Genomic DNA, 18,984 nt, shown 5'->3' with positions numbered 1-18,984 from the left:
CATGGCCACGGCGACCAACCGGACCGGGCCGCTGCGCTTCCGGGGACTGCCCGACGCCGTGGAGGCCTTCGTCCCCCTCGCGCTCGGCGAGGCGTCGTTCGCGCTCGAGGTCGACCTGCCCGACCCCGAGGCGGTCGCCGTCCTCCTAGCCCCGAGCGGCCCCGGCACGCTCGTGCGCCTCACCCTGCCGACGACGACCCCCGCGGGCATGTACGAGGGGACCCTGACGGCGGGGGAGGAGCGCTACCCGGCGGTCGTCGAGGTGGAGCCGAACCGCGCGGTCGAGCTGTACCCGGCGCAGCTGCGCCTCCGCGTCGCGCCGGGTGGACGCGCGACCGAGCGCCTGACCCTCGTGAACGAGGGCAACGTCGCCGTCGAGGTGCCCCGCGCGGACGCGGTCGGCCTCTTCCCCGTGGACGGCGCAGACCGTGCCATCGGGGGGGCGCTCCGCGACGACAAGGCGAAGGGCAGCGCGCGCCTCGACCGGCTGATGGACGGCCTCGCCGGCGAGCACGGCGGCCTGCTGCGCATCGGCGTCGACCAGGGTGCAGGACCCGTCGAGCCCGGCGGCGTGGCGGAGATCGCCCTCACGCTGAGCGCCTCGGACCGGCTGCAGCCCGGGCGCACCTACACGGCCATCTGGCACCTGGCCGGCTGGACCTACGCCATCACCGTCGAGGCGGAGCCGGCCCCACCGAAGGAGCAGCCGCGATGACCACCACGCGCCCCACGACGCTCGCCGGCGCGGCCGAGGCCGTCGGCGACCTGCTGACGAGGAGCGCCCGCCTGGGACGCGACCTGCTGTCGGGCGTGGTGCTGCCCGACCCGGGCGCCCTGCTCGCGCGGGCGGCCGGCGGCTGCGGCTGCGAGATCCCCGACCCGTGCTGGTATCCGCGGCGACTAGGGCCCGTGCGCAGCCACGTGTGCCCCGGGGGCACCGCCGTCCTGCGCATCACCGTGACGAACTGCGGCCCGGCGTCCCAGGCCGTCGGCGTCGACGTCAAGGGCAGCGGCGTCACGGTCGACCCCGCCAAGGCCACGATCGACCCGTACGAGGACGCCACGTTCGTCGTGTCGGCCGCCGTACCCACCGACGCGGCGTCCGGAGACCGCACGCACACGGTGTGGGTGCGCGGGTGCCGCGTGCACGTGCTCCGCTGGACCGTGTCGACCATCCGGCGCGGAGGCGACTCGTGCCACGAGGTCAGCGTCGACGACTGCGCCGACCAGGTGCACCACTGGTACGACCACTTCTACTGCCAGCGTCCCTGCGGTTCGGGCCCGAGGCAGGGCTGACCGGTGGCGGAAGCGCTGTCGCTTGAGGAGGCGGTGCGCCGGGCCACCGAGGCCAACGCCCGCTACTACAGCGCGCTCGGGCAGCTCACGGTGGACTACCTGCGGACGCTGCGCCAGCTCGCCGACGACCTGCGGCTGCCCGTGCGCCTCGGCGACCTTCGCTCCATGGCCGCTCGCGGGACGCCGGCCCGGGCACCCCAGCGGACCCGCCCGGAGGAGTCGCCGGCCGTCGCCGCGATGGTCCTGGAAGCCGAGGCGGGCGGCTCCGCCCTCGGCGTGTTCTTGGTCGAGAACGATCTCGACGGGCCGGTCTCCGCCCCGGTGGCGGCGTCGGCGTTCACCGACGAGGACGGCGCCGAGGTGCGCCCGCCGCTCGCGTTCGAGCCCGCCGTCGTCACCCTCGAACCCGGCCAGCAGATGCTCGTCCGGGTGACCGCGATCATCGGCGAGGACCTGAAAGCCGACCGCAGCTACCGCGGCGAGCTGACCATCCCGGGGCTCACGGCCACGCCGGTGCCCATCGTCGTGCGGCGCCGGCCCGACGCGGCCGGGTGATGGCGGACGGCCACGACCCCGTCGCTGGCGGCGTCCTCGTCGGCGCGATGTGGTCGTACGCCGCCACGGTGCTGTACCCCGCGCAGGCGCTGAAGCGGACCCTCGGGCTGCGCAGCCGTGTGACGGGCGAGGACCCCGTCTCCGTGCCCCGGCCGGGGCTCGGACCGCGGTTCTCGGTCGCGTGCCCGGACCCGGTGGTGCTCGACGGCGGGAGCCGCCACGACCACCTCGTCGCCGCCTTCGACCAGATGGCGGAGATCTACGAGGCGTACGTCCAGCCCTTCTCCCGCCCCATCGTCGACGAGGCGCTCGACGTGCTGGCCCCGCTGCTCCCGTCGGACGCGCGGGTGCTCGACCTCGGGTGCGGCCCGGGTCGCGAGCTGCAGCGCCTCGCCGGTCTCGTACCGCGCGGCGAGGTCGTCGGCGTCGACCTCGCCGCGGGCATGGTCGTCACCGCGCACCGCGCCGCACGCGCGCACGGGCTCGACCACACCGCCTTTTTTCAGGCCGACGCCGGGGACCTCCCGCCAACGTTCGCCGGCGCCTTCGACGCCGCGTTCACCTGCCTCGCCCACCACCACTTCCCGGAGCCCGCGCGAACGGCCGCGGCCGTGCGGGAGAGCCTGCGGCCCGGAGGCATCTACGCCATCGTCGACCCGGGACCCGCCTGGTACAACGCCGCGAGCGCCCCCCTGGCCCGCCGGACCGACCCCGGATGGGTCGGCTTCCACACCCCCGACGAGTTCCGTGGGCTGCTGGCCGACGCCGGGTTCGCCCGCGCCTCCTGGCGCGAGGTGCTGCCCGGCTTCGGGCTCGTCCTCGCCCAGCGGGCGCCCGCGGAGGCGGGCGGCGGCGAGGCGGGATGACCTACCCGGGCGGGTGCTTCCGCCTCGGGGCAATGAGCGCGCTGCCTAGCCCGCGGCCCTTGCCGCTCGGGCACGACGCCGAGGAAGCCGAGCACGGCCCACGGCGTGTCCGGCTGCCCTTCGTCCGCGATGGCCATGGCCTGAAAGATGCGGTCGGCGTCCGCCCCGACCGCCTCCCGCATGCGCTGGGCGAAGTGCTCCTCCTCGGCGGGCTCGACGAGGGAGACGCCGGGTGGCCACCACAACGCCGCCCCGCAGCGGTCCCCGTCGACGTAGACCTCGTCGTGGCGCAGGGAGACGTCGACCACCACGGAGAAGAATCCCCGCAGCATGGCGGCGCGACGCGCCGGGTCCGGCGTCACCCACCGGGCCACGGGGTCCTCCTAGCCTGGACTGGATGAGAGCGCACACCGCGGAGCGGGCGACGGAAGCGATTGCGCGCCTGGCCGGCGAGGGGAACGACCTGGTGTCGTTCTGGCGCGCCTCCTCCGAGGTGCTCGCACGCGCAGTGCCCCACTGGCTGGCCCCCTGCTGGTTCACGCTGGATCCCGCCTCCCTGCTCATCACCAGCCACTTCGGCGAGGGCGTGCCCCAGCTGCCGCACGAGGCCCGCTCCGCGCGTGGCGTCTCGACGCTGCACGAGGCCACCGGCGGCGACCCCCGAGCCGCAGCCCGCGGTGGCACGAAAGCATGGCCCTCGGCGGCGACCAGGAGCTCATCGCGGCGCTGCGCTCCGCCGACGGCCAGGTGTGGGGGGCCGTCGGCCTGTACCGCGAGCCGGGGCAGGCGCTGTTCGACGAGCAGGAGGTCACGTTCGTGCAGGGCGTGGCGCCCTACCTGGCGGAAGGTGCGCGCCGGGGGCTGCTTCTCGGCGAGGCCACCGAGCCCGACCGGCCCGACGCACCCGGGCTCCTCGTGCTGACCGACCGGTGGGAGGTCGACTCGGTCACCCCCGGCGTCGAGCGCTGGCTGGCCGAGCTGCCCGACGGGGACCCGCCCACCCTGCCCGCATGGCGCCGCTGCGCATGTATGTCTACGGACTGACCGAGCGGGAGCAGGACGTGACCCGCCTCGTGCTGCAGGGCGCCTCCACCGCCGACATCGCCCGGCACCTCTTCGTGTCGCCCCACACCGTCCAGCAGCACCTGAAGGCCGTGTTCGACAAGACCGGCGTCCGCAGCCGGTTTTCCCGCGCGGGCGCGGGAATCTTGGCTGCTCGTCCCGCCCGTCCCGCGTGCCCAGGTGTCGTGCGTGCCGATCCGCAATGTAGAGGGCGGAGGATCCTGGCTGCCTCCGCCCACGGTCTTCCCGCCTGTGGCGGAGGGACACCTCACGCCGAGGACGGCCGAGGTGAAGCCTGACCTGGGACGAGGTGGTGCTCGTAGGCGTAGGCGGTAGCGCCCGCTCGTGAGGTCACGCCCAGCTTGGTGAACATGTTCGTGAGGTGTCGGGAGACGGTGTGCTCGCTGATCACCAAGTCCGTGGCGATCTGCCGGTTCGTGCGGCCCTGGGCGACGAGGCGGAGGACCTCCGCCTCGCGCGGCGTGAGCGGTCCCAACGCCGGCGTCTGGCCGAGCAGGCCACGTGCCCGCTCGTGGTCCGCGCGGGCGCCGAGGCGGGCGAAGGTGGCCTCCGCGGCGCGCAATTCGAGCTCAGCGGTACCGCGGTCGCCGGCACGGTCGCAGGCCATGCCGATCGCCACCTGCACGCGGGCCGCCTCGTAGGGCATCGCCAGGTCCTGCAGCAGCGCGCGCGCGCGGCGCAGCTGCAGCAGCGCCCCTGCGGCATCGCCGCGGGCGAGCCGGACCAGGCCGTCTGCCGCGGCGGCGGTGGCCTCCAGGTAGGGGCTGGCGGTCCGCTGCGCCACGGCGGCGAGCCCGTGGAGAGCCTCCTCGGCATGGTCGAGGTCACCGGCGGCGATCTCGGCCTCGACGAGCGCGGCCAGCAGAGCCGACCGCGCCAGGGGCGCTGACGGGCCCGGCTGCAGCGCCAGGCGCAGCGCGGCGACGGCGGCAGCGCCACGGCCCTGTGCGAGCCACACGAGCGCGAGTCCGGGTTGTGGCTCGCGGCCGAGCGCGTGCGCGCGCTGGAAGGCGGCCTCGGCGGCGTCGAGGTCACCGCGCAGGCGGGTAAGCTCGGCCGCCAGGTAGACCGCCTCGCCGGCGTAGCGCGGGTCGTGGGAGAGCAGCTCGTCGCAGGCCCGACGCGCTTCGGCCTCGGCGGTGCTCCAGGCGCCGGTCAGGCAGGCGAGCTCGACCCGGTGGATGCGGCACAGACCGGGGTAGAGCAGACCCTCGTTCACGGTCTCGCACCAGCGCAGGGCTGCGTCGGTCCACTCCGCGGCGCGTCGCAGGTCGGCGATGTCGTGGCAGACGCCGAGCACCGAGCAGTACACCCACCCGGTGAACAGCAGGCTGAGCTCGCCGTTGATGACGGCGACCATGGCCTCGTCGAGCAGGGAGATCCCCTCGGCGGCCCGATCCAGGGCCACGAGGAGCCGGCCCTTGGTCTGCAACGCCATGGCAAGCAGATCCCGGTCGCCGCTGGTCCGCCCGATGGCCACGGCCCGACCGGCGCATGCGAGCGCGTCGTCGAGCCGGCCCTCGAGATGGTCGCGGTCGGCCTCGGCGACGGCGACGAAACCGTCGACCACCGACCCGTCACGGGCGCCGACGTGCTCGCACGCGCGCTCGAGCCAGCCGCTGGCGACCGCGAGCTCGCCGACGAGCGCGTGCTCGTAGTACAGCTGCCACGCCGCCATCGCCGCCCCGTCGGAGTCGCCGGCGGCGACGTGGGCGGCGTAGGCGTCGCGGCGCACCCCGACGGAATCGACAGGCCGGTCCATCCAGAACAGGGCCTCTGCGAGGGTGTCGAGCTCGGCGGCGGTGAGAGAGGCACGGTCGCGCGACGCCAGCCGCGCGTAGGCCTCCCGCCACGCGGCGGCGGGACCCGCCCTTCCCGTGAGCGGGTCATGTGCCGCGGTGCCGGCGATGACCAGCCACCTCCCCGACGTCGAACGCTTCCCGCTGGCAGGCAGCGTAGGCTCGACGCCGGTAGCGGGCAATCAGCATACCCACTGTCGGCGTGCGAAGGACAGACCGTGGTCGGCAAGCAGCGCCTCGTAGGGCCCGTATCCCAGGACATTCAGCGGTCCGGAGCCGACGAAGATCTGCCGCGCGGGCTCGGACAGCCCGTGGCGCGGGCGGTAGACGGCATGGATCGCGGTCATCCGGCCCGCCGGGCGACCACGATGTGGCCCTCTATCGGCACCGACACGCCGCCGTCCGTGACGAACCGGTCCAGAGCCTGGCGGGCGTCGGCGCGGATGGCCTCCAGGGTGGCGTCGTCGAGCATGCCACCCAGCGGGGTGCTTTCCACCTCGATGGTGACGAACTCGTCGATGGAGTCGAAACGCATCGCGCCCAGCCGCGTGGTCGTCGCTGTCACCTCCAGTCCCGCCGTGGCGAACAGCTCCTTCAGCCGGTCGAGGTCGCCGTGCACGAAGTAGGTGGTCAGTAGGCCGATGGCCTCGCGACCGGCGTGGCGGCTGGCGACCTCCACGAACGGCAGGTAGCCGAGGCTGGACTCCAGCCGGCCCCACACCTGGACACCCACAGTCCCCTGGGGCGTGATTACGCGGGCCATCTCCGCCAGCGCGGCGCCGGGTCAGAGAAGAACATGAGCCCAGCCTGGCACAGCACCATGTCGAACGACCCGTCCTCGAACGGCAGCTGTTCGGCGTCTGCGAGGCGGAACTGCGCCTGAGGTGCGAGCTGGCCCGCGACCTCCAGCATCCCCTGAGACCGGTCGACGCCCACGACCCTGCCCTCCTCGCCGACGCGTGCGGCGGCGGTACGAGCAACGACGCCGGTGCCGCACGCCACGTCGAGCACCGAGCTGCCCGGGCAGACTGCGGCCGCGTCGACGAGCAGCGGCGCCCACTCGGCGAACAGGGCCGGCACGAACCTGGCCTCGTAGAACTCCGCCTGTTCCCGGGTCAGCTCGAACGTCTCCGCGGTGCTGGACATGGCGCCCTCCTCATCTGGGTCGTCCACACCGTAACGAGGACGGCGGCCGCCAGCTTCGCGCGAACGCACCATCCGCGGACGGCCGGCGGATGGTGCGTTCTCACCATGACCTCGAGGCCCAGGCGCCCTGGGGAACCCTGATTGCACGGCAGTGAGCTTTCTTTCTCCCGAGGTATCGATCTGAGCCAGCGTTGCTCGACGCATGGGTAGAAGCGACGCCCGAGCCACGTCGAAGGCGGGGCGGCAGGCCAACGGACCAGGAGGAAACCAGGATGCGCGTCATGGTGCTGATGAAGGCGACCGAGGACAGCGAGGCCGGGAAGCTGCCCAGCGAGGGACTGCTCGCGGCGATGGGCAACTTCAACGATGAGCTCGTCAAGGCGGGCGTCATGCTCGACGGTGAGGGGCTGCAGCCAAGCGCCAAGGGCGCCCGTGTGCGCTTCGACGGTCCGAGAACCACGGTGGTCGACGGGCCCTTCACCGAGTCGAAGGAGCTGATCGCCGGCTACTGGCTGTGGCAGGTCTCGTCGCTGGAGGAGGCGATCGAGTGGGTCAAGCGCGTCCCCAACCCCGAAGGGGTGCACACCGAGATCGAGATCCGGCCGGTGTTCGAGGCCGAGGACTTCGGCGAGGCGTTCACGCCCGAGCTGCGGGAGCAGGAGGAGCGCCTGCGCGAGGAGGTGCGCGGCAGCAGGAGCAGCCCGGGCGCCCCGACTGCAGCCGGGCGGCGGAAGTGGTTTGATCGGTCGCCGTGACGGCTGCCGATCATCCTTCTTCCCGCCCCGGCGGTGGGCCCCACGCCTCGGCGCACCGCACCGTCGAGGCGGTCTGGAGGATCGAGTCGGCGCGGCTCGTCGCGGCGCTGACGCGCAAGGTCCGCGACATCGGCCTGGCCGAGGAGCTCGCTCAGGAGGCGCTCGTGGCCGCGCTCGAGCGGTGGCCGCAGTCAGGCGTCCCCGACAACCCCGGCGCCTGGCTCATGGCGGTCGCCTGCCGCCGCGCGATCGACCAGTTCCGCCGCAACGCGCGGCTCGAGCGCAAGGTCACCGAGCTCGGCCGGGACCTCGAGCTCCGCCAGCACGGCGCCGAGGACGACCTCGTCGACGCGGTCGACGACATCGGCGACGACCTGTTGCGGCTCGTGTTCATGGCCTGCCACCCCGTGCTGGCGGCCGAGGGACGGGTCGCGCTGACCCTGCGGCTGCTGGGCGGGCTGCGCACGGACGAGATCGCCCGGACGTTCCTCGTCGCCCAGGCGACGGTCGCGCAGCGCATCGTCCGCGAGAAGCGCTCGCTCGCGGAGAAGCGGGTGCGGTTCGCGGTGCCCCGTGGTGACGAGCTGGCCGACCGGCTGCCGTCGGTGCTCGAGGTCGTCTACCTCATCTTCAACGAGGGCTACGCCGCCACGGCCGGTGAGCAGTGGATCCGCCCCCAACTGTGCGAGGAGGCCCTGCGCCTCGGCCGGATCGTCGCCGGGCTGCTGCCTGGGGAGCCCGAGGTCCACGGCCTCGTCGCGCTGATGGAGCTGCAGGCTTCACGCCTGCGCGCGCGGGTCGGACCCGGCGGCGAGGGGATCCTCCTCGGCGACCAGGACCGGGCCCGGTGGGACCGCCTGCTCATCCGCCGCGGCCTGGCCCCCTCGAGCGCGCCGAGGCGCTCGCCGGCGTGCCCGGCACCTACACGCTGCAGGCGGCGATCGCCGCCTGCCACGCACGCGCGCGCACGCCGGAAGACACCGACTGGTCGCGCATCGCCGAGCTCTACGCCGCGCTCGCCGACCGGACGGCATCGCCCGTCGTCGAACTCAACCGCGCAGTCGCCGTCGCCATGGCCTCCGGTCCCGCCGACGGTCTGGCTGTCGTCGACACGCTGGCCGGGGTGCCCGCGCTGCAGGGCTACCACCTGCTGCCGAGCGTCCGCGGCGACCTGCTCGCGAAGCTCGACCGTCACGACGAGGCGCGAGGCGAGTTCGCGCGGGCCGCGGCGCTCACCCGCAACGACCGCGAACGCGCCGTCCTGCTGCAGCGCGCGGCCGCCTCCGCCGATGCCCATCGCCCCGAGCGCCGTGGGGGCAGGAAAGACGGCCGCCACGATGAGCCGGCGCTTGCCCCACCGTCTAGACCGGTGAGGCACCCTTCGAGCCGGCTGCCGCGCTCGGAGCGAGCGCCCCTGGAGCAAAGCGACGACGAACGCAAAGGAGTCACGATGCCCGCCCGCCTCAACCCGTACCTCAACTTCCCCGACAACGCCCGGCAGGCGATGGAGTTCTACAGGAGCGTCTTCGGCGGCGCCTTGACGGTGAGCACGTTCGGCGAGTTCGGCCAGCCGGACTCGCCCGAGGCGGACAAGGTCATGCACGCCCTGCTCGAGACGGACCGGGGTTTCACGCTGATGGCCTCTGACCTCCCGGCCGGCATGGAGCACAACCCCGGCAGCAACATCGCGATCAGCCTCAGCGGTGACGAGGCCGACGAGCTGCGTGGCTACTGGGACAAGCTGTCCGGCGGCGGCACCGTCACGATGCCGCTGGAGAAGCAGGTGTGGGGCGACGAGTTCGGCATGTGCGTCGACCAGTTCGGTGTCCACTGGATGGTCAACATCAGCGAACCGCAGGGCTGACGTACACGTAGCGATTGTCGATAGCGAGTGATGTGACGCTCGGGGTTCACCCTGGCCGCTCCGGGAAGAGCACGTCGGGCAGTCCGGCGAACCAGTCGAGCACCGCGCGCTCGTAGTGCAGACCGAAGTCGAGGGTGGCGAGGGCGTAGGGGTCGGCGTCCGCGTCGTCGAGCCGTCGCCTGCGGGCCTCGTAGTCGGCGAGACGGGCGGCGTGCCGCCGGCGGTGCTCCTCGAGTATGGCGGCCAGCTGCTCCCCCGGAAGGTGGCGGCCGAAGGTGACGGTGAGGAGCAGGGGGAAGCGGATGGTCTCGGGACCGGGCTCCTGGCGGACCCAGGAGGCGAAGGCCGCACGCCCCTGCCCGGTGAGGGCGTACGGTCGGCGGTCCCGGGGTCCGGCGGGGCCGGCCTCGACGAGGCCGCGCTCGGCCATGGCGGCGAGCTCACGGTAGACCTGGCTGCGGGTCAGCGACCAGAAGTCACCGATCAGCGCCTCGGCGATCTTCAGGAGGTCCCATCCCGTCTGCGGGCCGAAGTGGAGGAAGCCGAGCAGGGAGGCGGCGGTCGCGTTCAGCGGTCTGTCAGCCATCGCGGCACCTTCCAAAAGATCCTCTTGACCGTCCACTGTGGTATGTCTACCATGAACGGAGACCGTCCACAGTGGACGGTACGGCGGCGTTCCTTTCGGCGGCCCGTCACCCCTTGACCGACGAAGGGCTTGACATGGACCGGGCGGCCCCCGCACCGACCCCAACCCCCTCCGGCCTCAGCCAGGAGTCCCGCCGGCTCGCCGGCACGCTGCTCGTCGTCTTCCCAACCGTCGTCTACGGCGGTGTGAGCTTGCTGCGACTGCTGCTCAGCGATCCGGCGTACGCGGAGAACCCCCTGCGCCGGGAACTGTGGCGGGCAGGGCATGCGCACGCCGGGGTCCTGCTCATCCTCGCGCTCGTCGCCCTGCGCTACGTCGACGAGTGCCGCCTGCCGGCACGGCTGCGCGGGTTCGTCCGGCACGCCATCCCCGCCGGCGCCATCCTGCTTCCCGCCGCCTTCTTCCTGTCGGTGCTGTCCCCGGACGCGGCAGAGCCGAACCGGTTCATCCTCCTCGCGTTCGTCGGCGCGCCGCTCGTGGCCGTAGGTCTGCTCCTCCTCGGCGTCGGGCTCCTCCGAGGCGGCCGGGACCGCTGACCGTGACCGCTACCGGTGGATGCACCCGCGGCCGAGCGGTGCAAGCACCAGCGCCTGACGCGCGCGACGACTGACCGCACGACACCTGAGCGTCAGACCGCTCAGCGCTGACGACGGTTCTCCCCGAAGCGCCCCCGCCCTTCGGTCGGGGGCGCTTCGGCGTTCGCGCTCGGTCGGCGTCACAGGCCCAGCAGGAGCCACGCGCACCACAGCGCCGCACCGGCTGTCTGCCAGGCGACGTAGTCGCCGACGCGCCCGCGTGAAGCAACCGGGCGCTCCGCCACGCCCTCGCCAGCCGCAGACGGTCCCGGGCCTCGGGACGGCGACGGCGGCAGCCGCACGGGGGCGGCCGAATCAACGGCACGGCGAGCAGGAGCGCGGACCACCGGCCCGGTGGCGAGCAGCACCCCGGCGACCACGGCGTCTTCACCGCCGCTTGCCTGAGGCCCCCGTCAACGAGGCGGCGGCGAGGAGCGCGACGCTGCGGCCCGCTCACTCACAGGCGTTCCGGCACAGCCAGCGCTGCCTTGCTCTCCTCGGTCCAGGCGGTGATGCGGTCCATGCCGCGCAGGAAGACCCGCGAACGCGCCGCCAGGCGCAGCGCCGGGTCCACCGTGCCGCCGTTCACGTTGGCCCCCGCGCCCCGCAGGTGCTCGGCGACGCGGTGCAGGAGCTCGTGGTCGGCCTCCGTGGCCGGTGCCCGCCTGACCCGCTCGGCGGTGTCGTCACCGAGGTACTGCTCGGCGACGGTGCGCATCAACCGGCTGACGCCCGCCTCGAGGTGGCGCACGGAGGGCGCGGCACCCGCCCAGACGGGATCCTGCGTGAGCACGTGGGCCGCGGCCGCGGCCTCGGCCGTGAGTCGCACCGCCGGCTCGAAGTCGTACACCGGATTCCGTGAGCGGTAGTACAGCGCCACCATCGCATAGCGGTGCGCCTTGTCCTGCACGAGGCGCACGTGGGCGGCGAGGTCCTCGAGGCGACTGCGGAGGTAGGACACGTCGCCCGACTCCATGCCCGAGAGCACGAACCCGACGCCCTGCGCCTGCCCTCCCGACTCGTCCTGGACCCGCAGAGCGAACCGGGAGCGCTCGTCCACGCTGCTCGTCACCTCGATCAGGTAGGTGACCGCGCCGGTGAGGAGCGCAAAACCCGAACCGGACGCGACGAAGGAGAGCACCTTGTAGGCCCCGTGCAGGGGCGTGATGTCGCCGTAGCCGAGCACGGTGACGGTGATGCCCGAGAAGTACAGCGCGTCGACGAAGGTGAGGCCACCGAGCTCTGGTTCGCTGCGGTACCAGGCGAAACCGCTGTAGAACATGAGCGCGAAGCCGAGGATGAACAGCGCCACCCAGACGAAGAACGTCGTAGCGATGATCGCGGGGCCGGCCATCGCGAGGATGCCCCGGCGCCGCGCCCTCCATCCGCGGGCCGCCCCGGCGAACGCCTCCCACACCCCCCGCTGGACGAACCGTGCGATCGGTCCCTCGATGTCGGGGTGGATGACGGTGAAGAAGACGTCCAGGGCCACGGCGACCGCGACGACGCCACCGGCGAGGAGCGCCAGGACGGCGAGCGCGTCCATCGCCGCTACGCTCCCACGCCGCGGCGCCCCGAGACGGTCGCGGCCACGGTCATCACTCCTCGGTCGGCGGCCCGTAGCCGGTCGGTTCCCCGTTCGCGCTAGGGTCGAACCTCGTCGCGAGGATCATCGCGGTGTTTCCCGCAGGCGCTCACCCGGCCGCGACCCCGCTCGTGCCGCCCTCCTCCACAGCAGCGTGCCGAGCCCGGCGAGGGCCACGCCGACGGCGAAGAACCCCCAGTTGTACAGCCCGACGTTGGGCGCGTCGTCGCGGATGTCGTGGAGCCCGAGCAGCAGGTGGAACACGAACTGGTCGACGACGTGGAACGCGCCCCAGCCGACGAGCACGAGTCCGAGCAGGGCGCGCAGATCGCCGCCGGCGTGGCGGGGGCCCTGCCACGCCCGCCAGAGCGCCAGGAAGCCGGCGACGACGAGCGCGGTGGTCGTGAGGTGGAACACCCCGTCCCAGAACAGGTTCGTCCGCAGTCCCGCCAGGGTGGTGTTCGCCACCTGGCCGCTCACAAGGTTGTGCCACTGCAGGACCTGGTGGAGGACGATGCCGTCGACGAGCCCGCCAAGGCCGAAGCCCAGCACGAGCGAACCTCCGACGAACGCCCGTGGTGGGTGTGTCCCGGTCGTGCCGGACGTCGGGTGGCCCCGGGTCACGTCACCTTCTGCGGCGGGCCGACCTTCACCGTCACCCCTGTCGAGTAGTGGACGAGAGGTGACTCGACAGGGGTGGGCAGACCGGCGGCGCGGAAAAGGCCGTCGACGTCGCAGTTCTCCACCGCGGCGGTGTGCAGGTCCCATGCGGGGTGCTCCACCGGGCTGTAGAGCAGCAGGGGTCCCTCGCGGTGGTAGGCGCCCCACCGGGCGGTGAGGAACCGCTCGAGGGGGCCGCCGCTCGGGGGGTCGAGCGGCTCACCGGGGCGCAGGACGATGTCGTGGCCACCCTGCGAGTCACGGGCCTCCGACTTGTAGACGAAGCGACCGTCCTCTCGGTCGACGCGCATGCGCTGGCGGACGTAGGGCAGGCCGACCAGGCGCAACGCGGCCGCGAACCATGCCGCGGTGACCTCCATGCGGAAGAACCAGAGCCCGTCCCGACCGTCAGGTCCGGCGACGTAGGTCCGCACGTTCGTCTCGGGGAAGGACCATCCGGGGGGCGACACCGGAACACCGGGGGGGCGCACCCGGATGAAGAACGGCGTGACCCCGACCCACGCCTTGCCTTCATGGGTGAGCAGGGTCGCCTCCTGCGGCACGAGCGGGGCGATGTCGTCGGGGTCGAACGCCCAGTGGAGGAAGGAGATGTCGTCCCAGCGGTGGATGTTCACGGGCACGCGGACGGTGTGCGGGGCCGTTTCGGGGGGCGGGTCGCCCTCTCGGATCCGGGGGTTTCCGGTTTCAGCGGTCACTGCGCGCCCTCGCGGCGGTCACGCGTTCACGGATGCAGGACCACCTTCACGCACTCGTCCTTGTCGTGCTTGAAGGTGTCGTAGCCGTTCGGCGCCTCGTCGAGGGACAGGTGATGGGTGATGACGAAGGTCGGGTCGATCTCGCGCTTCGTGATGCGCTCGAGCAGGGGGCGCATGTAGCGGTGCACGTGGCACTGACCGGTCCTGATGGTGAGCGACCGGTTCATGACCGAGCCGATGGGGAACTTGTCGGCGAAGCCTCCGTAGACCCCGATGATCGACACCGTGCCGCCGTTGCGGCAGCTCATGATCGCCTCGCGCAGCGCATGCGACCGCTCGGTCTCGAGCCGCGCGAACTGCTTGGCCTTGTCGTAGGCGTGCAGCGGCGCCGCAGGGTGATGGGCCTCGAGGCCGACCGCGTCGATGCAGGCGTCGGGTCCCCGCCCGCCCGTCATGTCCTTGAGCTCCGCGAGGACGTCGGTCTGCTCGTAGTCGAGGGTCTCCGCGCCCGCATGCTCGCGCGCCATCTCGAGGCGGCGGGCCACCCGGTCGATGACGACGACGCGCTCGGCGCCGAGCAGCCGCGCGCTCAGGGCAGCGAACTGCCCGACCGTGCCCGCACCCCAGACGGCGACGACGTCGCCAGGGCGGATATCGCAGAGCTCGGCACCCATGTAGCCGGTGGGCAGGACGTCCGACAGGAACAGGACCTGCTCGTCGGTGAGCGAGTCGTCTTCGATCTTGAGCGGCCCGACGTCGGCGAAGGGCACCCGCACGTACTCCGCCTGTCCCCCGGCGTAGCCACCGAGCAGGTGGGAGTAGCCGAAGATGCCGGCGGGGGAGTGGCCCCACAGCTTCTCCGCACGCGGCGCCGTGGTGTTGGAGTTCTCGCACAGCGAGTAGAGCTCGCGCTTGCAGGCGTTGCAGGCCCCGCACGCGATCGGGAACGGCACGACGACGCGGTCCCCCACCGCGAGGTTGCTCACCTCCGGGCCGGTCTCGACGACCTCTCCCATGAACTCGTGGCCGAGGATGTCGCCGACCTTGAGCCCCGGGACGTAGTGGCCGTACAGGTGGAGGTCGGATCCGCAGATCGCCGTCGAGGTGATGCGCACGATCGCGTCACGGCCGTTGAGGATCTTCGGGTCGGGCACGTCCTTGACGCGGACCGTCCTCGGTCCCATCCAGCAGGTTGCCTTCATCACGATCCCTCTTTCGTCTTCGACGTCGGCTGCCGCGGCGAGCGTCAGCCGACCGGTTGCGCCGGGCGTTGCTTCAGCTGGCGGTGCGTCGTGCTGCCTTCAGGGCTGCCGTCGGAGCGCACCACCTCGCCCGTCTCCATGACTTGCTTGAACCGCCGCAGGTCGTCGCGGACCTGCTGTTCGGGGCTCTCCCCGAAGAGCTTCGCGGCGACGGCGCCGGCGCGTCCACCCGGTGGCGTGTACTCCATTTCGACAACGACCTCGGTCCCGCGGTCGCCGGTCGCCGGGGCGAAGCGGACCAACCCGCAGGTGTCCACGTCGCCGCCTTCCAGCGAGCGCCACGCCACGACCTCACCCGGCCGGTCCTCGACGATCTCTGCATCCCACTCGACGGTCTTGCCCGCCGGCGCGCGGGCCACCCAGTGCCAGCGGCCCTGTTCGGTCGGCTGCACGGACTCGAGGTGGTACATGAACTGCGGCAGCCGCTCGAAGTCGCGCCACGAGCGGTAGACCTCCTCGGGTGGCCGGTTGACGGTGATCGCCGTGCGCAGCCGCGTGGCGCCGTCCTCGGTGATGCGGGAGGATGCGCGCGCGAGGGCTCTCGCCGCGACGAGGTCGGCAACGCCCACTCCGAGCACCGCGTAGGCGGCGGCGCGGACACGGGACCGGTCGCTGCCGCTCGACCCCATGGCCGCCCGCAGCATCGCGAGATGCATGACGTCGCCAGCCACGCGGCTCCAGAGCCAGCCGACCGGACGGGGGCTGTTGAGAATGGCAGCCCCGACCGTCAGCTCCTGGACGCCGACGCCGCGCATGAGCGCCTTGGCGGTCGGCATCCCGTCGACGCCGACCAGGCGGTTCATCCGCTCGGTGAGCAGCACCTGTGCGGAGCCCAGCGCGATGCTGAACCAACCGAGCGCACGGCCGAGCCGGATCCCCTTGTGCTTGACGATCATCTTCACCCCTTGCCTCGCGGATCTTGCCTCGCGGACTTCCTGCTGCCCGCCCGGCAAGCTCAGCAAACGGGGTGGTGTCGGCTCCTCAGCGAGTCGCGGGGGTGCGCGAGTTGGCAGGCGGGTCGTCCCGGCCCCCCAGGCTGCGGTCGAGGTCGACGCTGATCTTCAACGTCCCCGACGGCGTCTGGCAGTGGATCTTCACGGGCGGGAGGTGGCATGAGGGGCAGCAGGGCAACGGCACGCTGCTGTCGAACCAGTCGTTGCAGGCGAACCACGAGCCACACTTCGGGCACAGGCCCGTGATGAGGCGGTGTGCGGGCGCGTCCGCACAGGAGAGCGGTTCCCGTGGCGGCGCCGCGATGGTTGTGCGACCCGTCGGACGCTCGTCGATAGCGGCGGGTTCACTGCCGCAGACGGGGCACAGCGGTTGCGGGGCCCCCTTGTCGTACCAGCCGGGGCAGTAGAACCACCGGTCACACCACCCGCACAGTCCCCAGATCTCGGTGTCCATACGAACTCCCGTACGCGCTCTTCCGGGGCGTGGGGCTGGCACACCCGCCCGTGTGCGCGCGGAGTTCGCGCTGCACAACGTGCCGGGGACTCGGGCATCGTGGGCCGGGGCTCTGGTGTGCGGAGGGCGTCGCGCCCTGCCCGGCGAGGTATGCAGTTAGGTGGCTGCTATTGGTACTGGTTGACGGCCTGACTGTCAAGGGTTTCCCGCCGTCGATGCAAGAGAAACTTGCCGGTCGCGCGCCGGGGCCACGTCCGGCGCGGCCGGTGCGGTCACAACGACATCTCGCCGTCGATGATGGCGCTGGCGACGTCGTGGAGCCTGGAGCTGTGGCTGCGGGCGTGCTGGCGCAGGCGCAGGAAGGCGTCGGCGGTCGAGAGGCCGTGACGCTCGGCCACCACACCCTTCGCCTGCTCGATGACGACGCGGCTGTCGAGCGCGTGCTGGAGCTGGCTCGCCAGCTTCTCGCTTTCGGCGAGGTTGCGCGCGTTCACGATGTAGCCGGTGGCCATGTCCGCGAGCAGCTGGGCGATTTCGAGCTCGTCGGTGGGCCACTCCCGAGCACTCTCGGTGTAGAGGTTCAGGGCACCGATCCGCTCGCCCTCGACGACCATGGGGATGCCGGCCGCGGCGCGCAGTCCCTGCTCGACGGCGACGGGGGTGTACACCGGCCACCGGGTGTCGACGGTGAGGTCGGTGGAGGTGACCTGCTCGCCCTTCATGTAGGCGTCGTGGCACGGGCCCTCGCCGGTTCCGGCCTGGTGCTCCTCGACGATGGTCACCTGCTCGTCGGTCGCGCTGACGAACTGCAGCACCTCGTCGCGGTCCGCGAGTGACACCCCGGCACCGTCCACGCCGAGGATGTCCACCACCTGGTCGGTGAGCCGGTAGAGCGCGTCGCCGATCTCGTAGCGTCGCGCGATGGTGCGGGCGTAGTCGGCAAAGGCACGGTTGAGCGCGGACTGATCGGCCATGGCGCTCCCTTCTGCGGAGCCCGGGTGAGGGCGAAGGGGACGACCCTGACCCTGAAACAGGCGTCAACGTCTCGGCGAAGTGCAGACCGAAAGAGCGGTACCCACCCGCGAAGGAAGCGGCGGGCCACCAGCGTCTCAATCGCTGTGTTGCTTCCCCAGTCTAGCAGTCTAGCCGGACGGGGAGGTTGCGCGAGCGTCGTTTTCGGCTGGTTGGAGCCGCCGCTCCCCGCCCGATCGCCATGCTCAGCGGTCGACCTCGAAGTCGCGCGCGACCGGCAAGTAGCCGGAGGGGAGGAGGACCGGTCCCTCCGCCGGGGACCGGGGCGGTGGACCGGCAAGCCTGGGCAGGGTTACAAGGCCACCTCGAACCACACGACCTTTCCCCCTGTGGGGCACGGGGCCACGCCCCAGCATCGGGAGAGCAAGGCGACGAGCAGCAGGCCCCGGCCGCCCTCGGCCATCGGGTCGGGGGGCAGCACACCCCGCTCTCGCCGCTCATATGGCAAGCCTGCAGTGCCCCAGGCGGGGGAGCTGTCACCCACCTCGACGCGCAGCACACCGGGGTGGGGCACCGACAGCGCGAGGACGCAGGGGTCACCGGTGCCCGCCACCGCGTTGGCGACGAGCTCGCTCGTCAGCAGCTCGACGGTTTCGGCGGTCTCCGCGGGGAGCTCGGCGCTCACGGTTTCGCGCACGACCCGACGGGCGACGGCGGCGCTCGGCGTGGCCGGGGCCAGCGTCACTGTCCGGAGCGGCCCCGGTGGCGACGGGTGTGGGGTGGCGATTTCGTGCACGGCGCTGTCCAGGGGAGTCTTCGGACAGCGCCACCGGGGGGCTGGAGCGACGCTTGCGATCACGCGCCGGGGTCTCGAGCGCGGGCGCCGGGCTACCGGCGACGGAACTAGTGTAGGGCAGATCGAGGGGAATGCAGTCGATGTTGGGGCAACTGCTGAGGGTTGCCACCGGCGGTGGCGGGTCATCATCGCGAGACGAACCGTGAAAGGAACGCCGGACGGTGCAACGCGCACGCTTGCTGGCCCACACGCTCGTCGAGCTGGCCGACACGCTGGTCGCCGACTACGACGTCGTGGAGTTCCTCTACCTGCTCTGCGACCGCGCCGTGGAGCTCCTCGAAGCGGACGCGGCGGGCGTGCTGTTGATGAACAGCTCGGGAGGCCTCGAGGTGGCGGCCTCCTCCAGCAGCGACCTGCACAGCCTCGAGAAGTTCGAGGTGCAGACGAAGGAGGGACCCTGCGTCCTCGCGCACCGCAGCGGCAGCCGCGTCGAGGCAGAGGACCTCCTCGACCATGCCGAACAATGGCCGGCGTTCGTCGAGCACGCCGCGGCCAGGGGTCTGCGCAGCGTGCACTCCCGCCCGCTGCGGCTACGGGCCCAGCACATCGGTGCGCTGAACGTCTTCCGCGAGCGGCCCGGCCCTTTCAGCGACGAGGACGCGGTCGTCGCCGGAGCGCTCGCGACCATGGCCTCGATCGGCATGGTCCACCAGCGGGTCCTCACCGCTGCGGAGGAGCAGATCACCCAGCTCCAGCACGCCCTCGACAGCCGCATCGTCATCGAGCAGGCCAGTGCGGTGCTCGCGGACCGGGAGGGCATCGACACCGGTGAGGCCTTCGGACGGTTGCGGCGTTACGCGCGCGACAACAACCAGCGCCTGCACGCGGTCGCTCGGCGGTTCCTCGACCGGCAGATCGACACGGGGAGCTTCGGGGTCGGCTGAGAAGCGGGCGCGCTGTCCCCCGCTCGCCCAGGAGCGGCGGCGTCCTCGCCGAACTGC

General features: G+C 72.3%; 24 protein-coding genes. 11 read left to right on the top strand and 13 right to left on the bottom strand.

The features are described from left to right. Position 1: 1 nt before the first annotated feature. The 6 genes from VM324_00835 (at position 2) to VM324_00810 (ending at position 4,078) form a co-directional block, all read left to right on the top strand. On the top strand, positions 2–715 hold the full coding sequence (locus tag VM324_00835; GenBank protein ID HVL97824.1) for a hypothetical protein: 714 nt from the start codon (positions 2–4) through the stop codon (positions 713–715). Continuing rightward, a complete protein-coding gene (locus VM324_00830; protein ID HVL97823.1) occupies positions 712–1,296 on the top strand; it encodes a hypothetical protein in 585 nt (194 codons plus the stop codon). The genes VM324_00835 and VM324_00830 overlap by 4 nt, the downstream gene beginning before the upstream one ends. A 3-nt stretch (positions 1,297–1,299) precedes the next feature. Beyond that, positions 1,300–1,851, top strand: coding sequence for a hypothetical protein (locus VM324_00825; GenBank protein HVL97822.1), 552 nt, complete (start codon positions 1,300–1,302; stop codon positions 1,849–1,851). Then, on the top strand, positions 1,851–2,717 hold the full coding sequence (locus tag VM324_00820) for a class I SAM-dependent methyltransferase (protein ID HVL97821.1): 867 nt from the start codon (positions 1,851–1,853) through the stop codon (positions 2,715–2,717). Before VM324_00825 ends, VM324_00820 begins: the two co-directional genes overlap by 1 nt. Before the next feature lie 690 nt (positions 2,718–3,407). Beyond that, positions 3,408–3,761: a hypothetical protein gene (locus VM324_00815; protein ID HVL97820.1), complete on the top strand. Its 354-nt coding sequence runs from the start codon at positions 3,408–3,410 to the stop codon at positions 3,759–3,761. Next, positions 3,728–4,078 carry a helix-turn-helix transcriptional regulator gene (locus VM324_00810; protein ID HVL97819.1) on the top strand — a complete coding sequence of 117 codons (351 nt, stop codon included), beginning with the start codon at positions 3,728–3,730 and terminating at the stop codon, positions 4,076–4,078. Before VM324_00815 ends, VM324_00810 begins: the two co-directional genes overlap by 34 nt. Here the strand turns inward: VM324_00810 and VM324_00805 are convergent. The 4 genes from VM324_00805 to VM324_00790 are packed head-to-tail and all read right to left on the bottom strand — an operon-like array spanning position 4,048 to position 6,745. Further along, positions 4,048–5,781 (bottom strand): LuxR C-terminal-related transcriptional regulator, encoded by a 1,734-nt coding sequence (locus VM324_00805; protein ID HVL97818.1) that lies wholly within the window; start codon positions 5,779–5,781, stop codon positions 4,048–4,050. The genes VM324_00810 and VM324_00805 overlap by 31 nt on opposite strands. Beyond that, positions 5,782–5,946 carry a hypothetical protein gene (locus VM324_00800; GenBank protein HVL97817.1) on the bottom strand — a complete coding sequence of 55 codons (165 nt, stop codon included), beginning with the start codon at positions 5,944–5,946 and terminating at the stop codon, positions 5,782–5,784. Further along, on the bottom strand, positions 5,943–6,362 hold the full coding sequence (locus VM324_00795; protein HVL97816.1) for a hypothetical protein: 420 nt from the start codon (positions 6,360–6,362) through the stop codon (positions 5,943–5,945). The genes VM324_00800 and VM324_00795 overlap by 4 nt, the downstream gene beginning before the upstream one ends. Beyond that, positions 6,350–6,745, bottom strand: a complete 396-nt coding sequence (locus tag VM324_00790) for a methyltransferase domain-containing protein (protein HVL97815.1) — start codon at positions 6,743–6,745, stop codon at positions 6,350–6,352. The genes VM324_00795 and VM324_00790 overlap by 13 nt, the downstream gene beginning before the upstream one ends. 281 nt (positions 6,746–7,026) lie before the next feature. Between VM324_00790 and VM324_00785 the strand changes: the two genes are divergently transcribed. The 3 genes from VM324_00785 (at position 7,027) to VM324_00775 (ending at position 9,364) form a co-directional block, all read left to right on the top strand. Then, the gene (locus VM324_00785) at positions 7,027–7,500 is read left to right on the top strand and encodes a YciI family protein (GenBank protein HVL97814.1); all 474 of its coding nucleotides are present in this window, start codon (positions 7,027–7,029) and stop codon (positions 7,498–7,500) included. Next, positions 7,497–8,873 carry a DUF6596 domain-containing protein gene (locus VM324_00780; GenBank protein HVL97813.1) on the top strand — a complete coding sequence of 459 codons (1,377 nt, stop codon included), beginning with the start codon at positions 7,497–7,499 and terminating at the stop codon, positions 8,871–8,873. The genes VM324_00785 and VM324_00780 overlap by 4 nt, the downstream gene beginning before the upstream one ends. 77 nt (positions 8,874–8,950) lie before the next feature. Further along, positions 8,951–9,364 carry a VOC family protein gene (locus VM324_00775; protein HVL97812.1) on the top strand — a complete coding sequence of 138 codons (414 nt, stop codon included), beginning with the start codon at positions 8,951–8,953 and terminating at the stop codon, positions 9,362–9,364. A 46-nt stretch (positions 9,365–9,410) separates the two neighbouring features. Here the strand turns inward: VM324_00775 and VM324_00770 are convergent, their stop codons facing one another. Beyond that, entirely contained in the window at positions 9,411–9,950 is a 540-nt protein-coding gene (locus tag VM324_00770) for a helix-turn-helix transcriptional regulator (protein ID HVL97811.1), read from the bottom strand. Positions 9,951–10,084: 134 nt separating this feature from the next. Between VM324_00770 and VM324_00765 the strand changes: the two genes are divergently transcribed. Then, a complete protein-coding gene (locus tag VM324_00765) occupies positions 10,085–10,546 on the top strand; it encodes a hypothetical protein (GenBank protein ID HVL97810.1) in 462 nt (153 codons plus the stop codon). A gap of 496 nt (positions 10,547–11,042) precedes the next feature. Here the strand turns inward: VM324_00765 and VM324_00760 are convergent, their stop codons facing one another. From VM324_00760 to VM324_00725, 8 genes are all read right to left on the bottom strand, one after another. After that, on the bottom strand, positions 11,043–12,131 hold the full coding sequence (locus tag VM324_00760; GenBank protein ID HVL97809.1) for a potassium channel family protein: 1,089 nt from the start codon (positions 12,129–12,131) through the stop codon (positions 11,043–11,045). Between the two features lie 123 nt (positions 12,132–12,254). Then, complete coding sequence (locus tag VM324_00755; GenBank protein ID HVL97808.1) at positions 12,255–12,722, bottom strand: DUF2243 domain-containing protein; 468 nt, start codon at positions 12,720–12,722, stop codon at positions 12,255–12,257. 68 nt (positions 12,723–12,790) lie between these two features. Beyond that, positions 12,791–13,546, bottom strand: a complete 756-nt coding sequence (locus VM324_00750) for a DUF2071 domain-containing protein (GenBank protein ID HVL97807.1) — start codon at positions 13,544–13,546, stop codon at positions 12,791–12,793. Positions 13,547–13,572: 26 nt separating this feature from the next. After that, a complete protein-coding gene (locus tag VM324_00745) occupies positions 13,573–14,730 on the bottom strand; it encodes a zinc-dependent alcohol dehydrogenase (GenBank protein ID HVL97806.1) in 1,158 nt (385 codons plus the stop codon). Positions 14,731–14,792: 62 nt separating this feature from the next. Continuing rightward, positions 14,793–15,704: an SRPBCC family protein gene (locus VM324_00740; GenBank protein HVL97805.1), complete on the bottom strand. Its 912-nt coding sequence runs from the start codon at positions 15,702–15,704 to the stop codon at positions 14,793–14,795. An 85-nt stretch (positions 15,705–15,789) separates the two neighbouring features. Continuing rightward, positions 15,790–16,215 (bottom strand): hypothetical protein, encoded by a 426-nt coding sequence (locus VM324_00735; protein ID HVL97804.1) that lies wholly within the window; start codon positions 16,213–16,215, stop codon positions 15,790–15,792. 272 nt (positions 16,216–16,487) lie between these two features. Beyond that, the gene (locus VM324_00730; protein HVL97803.1) at positions 16,488–17,189 is read right to left on the bottom strand and encodes a GAF and ANTAR domain-containing protein; all 702 of its coding nucleotides are present in this window, start codon (positions 17,187–17,189) and stop codon (positions 16,488–16,490) included. A 350-nt stretch (positions 17,190–17,539) separates the two neighbouring features. Next, positions 17,540–17,932, bottom strand: coding sequence for an ATP-binding protein (locus VM324_00725; protein ID HVL97802.1), 393 nt, complete (start codon positions 17,930–17,932; stop codon positions 17,540–17,542). A gap of 272 nt (positions 17,933–18,204) precedes the next feature. Here VM324_00725 and VM324_00720 point away from each other — a divergent pair, with 272 nt between their 5' ends. Then, a complete protein-coding gene (locus tag VM324_00720) occupies positions 18,205–18,927 on the top strand; it encodes a GAF and ANTAR domain-containing protein (GenBank protein HVL97801.1) in 723 nt (240 codons plus the stop codon). Positions 18,928–18,984: the final 57 nt, after the last annotated feature.

This window comes from Egibacteraceae bacterium, from assembly GCA_035540635.1.
Classification (GTDB): domain Bacteria; phylum Actinomycetota; class Nitriliruptoria; order Euzebyales; family Egibacteraceae; genus DATLGH01.
The sequence above is the reverse complement of the archived record's forward strand: the minus strand, read 5'-3'. Positions and strand labels throughout refer to the sequence as shown.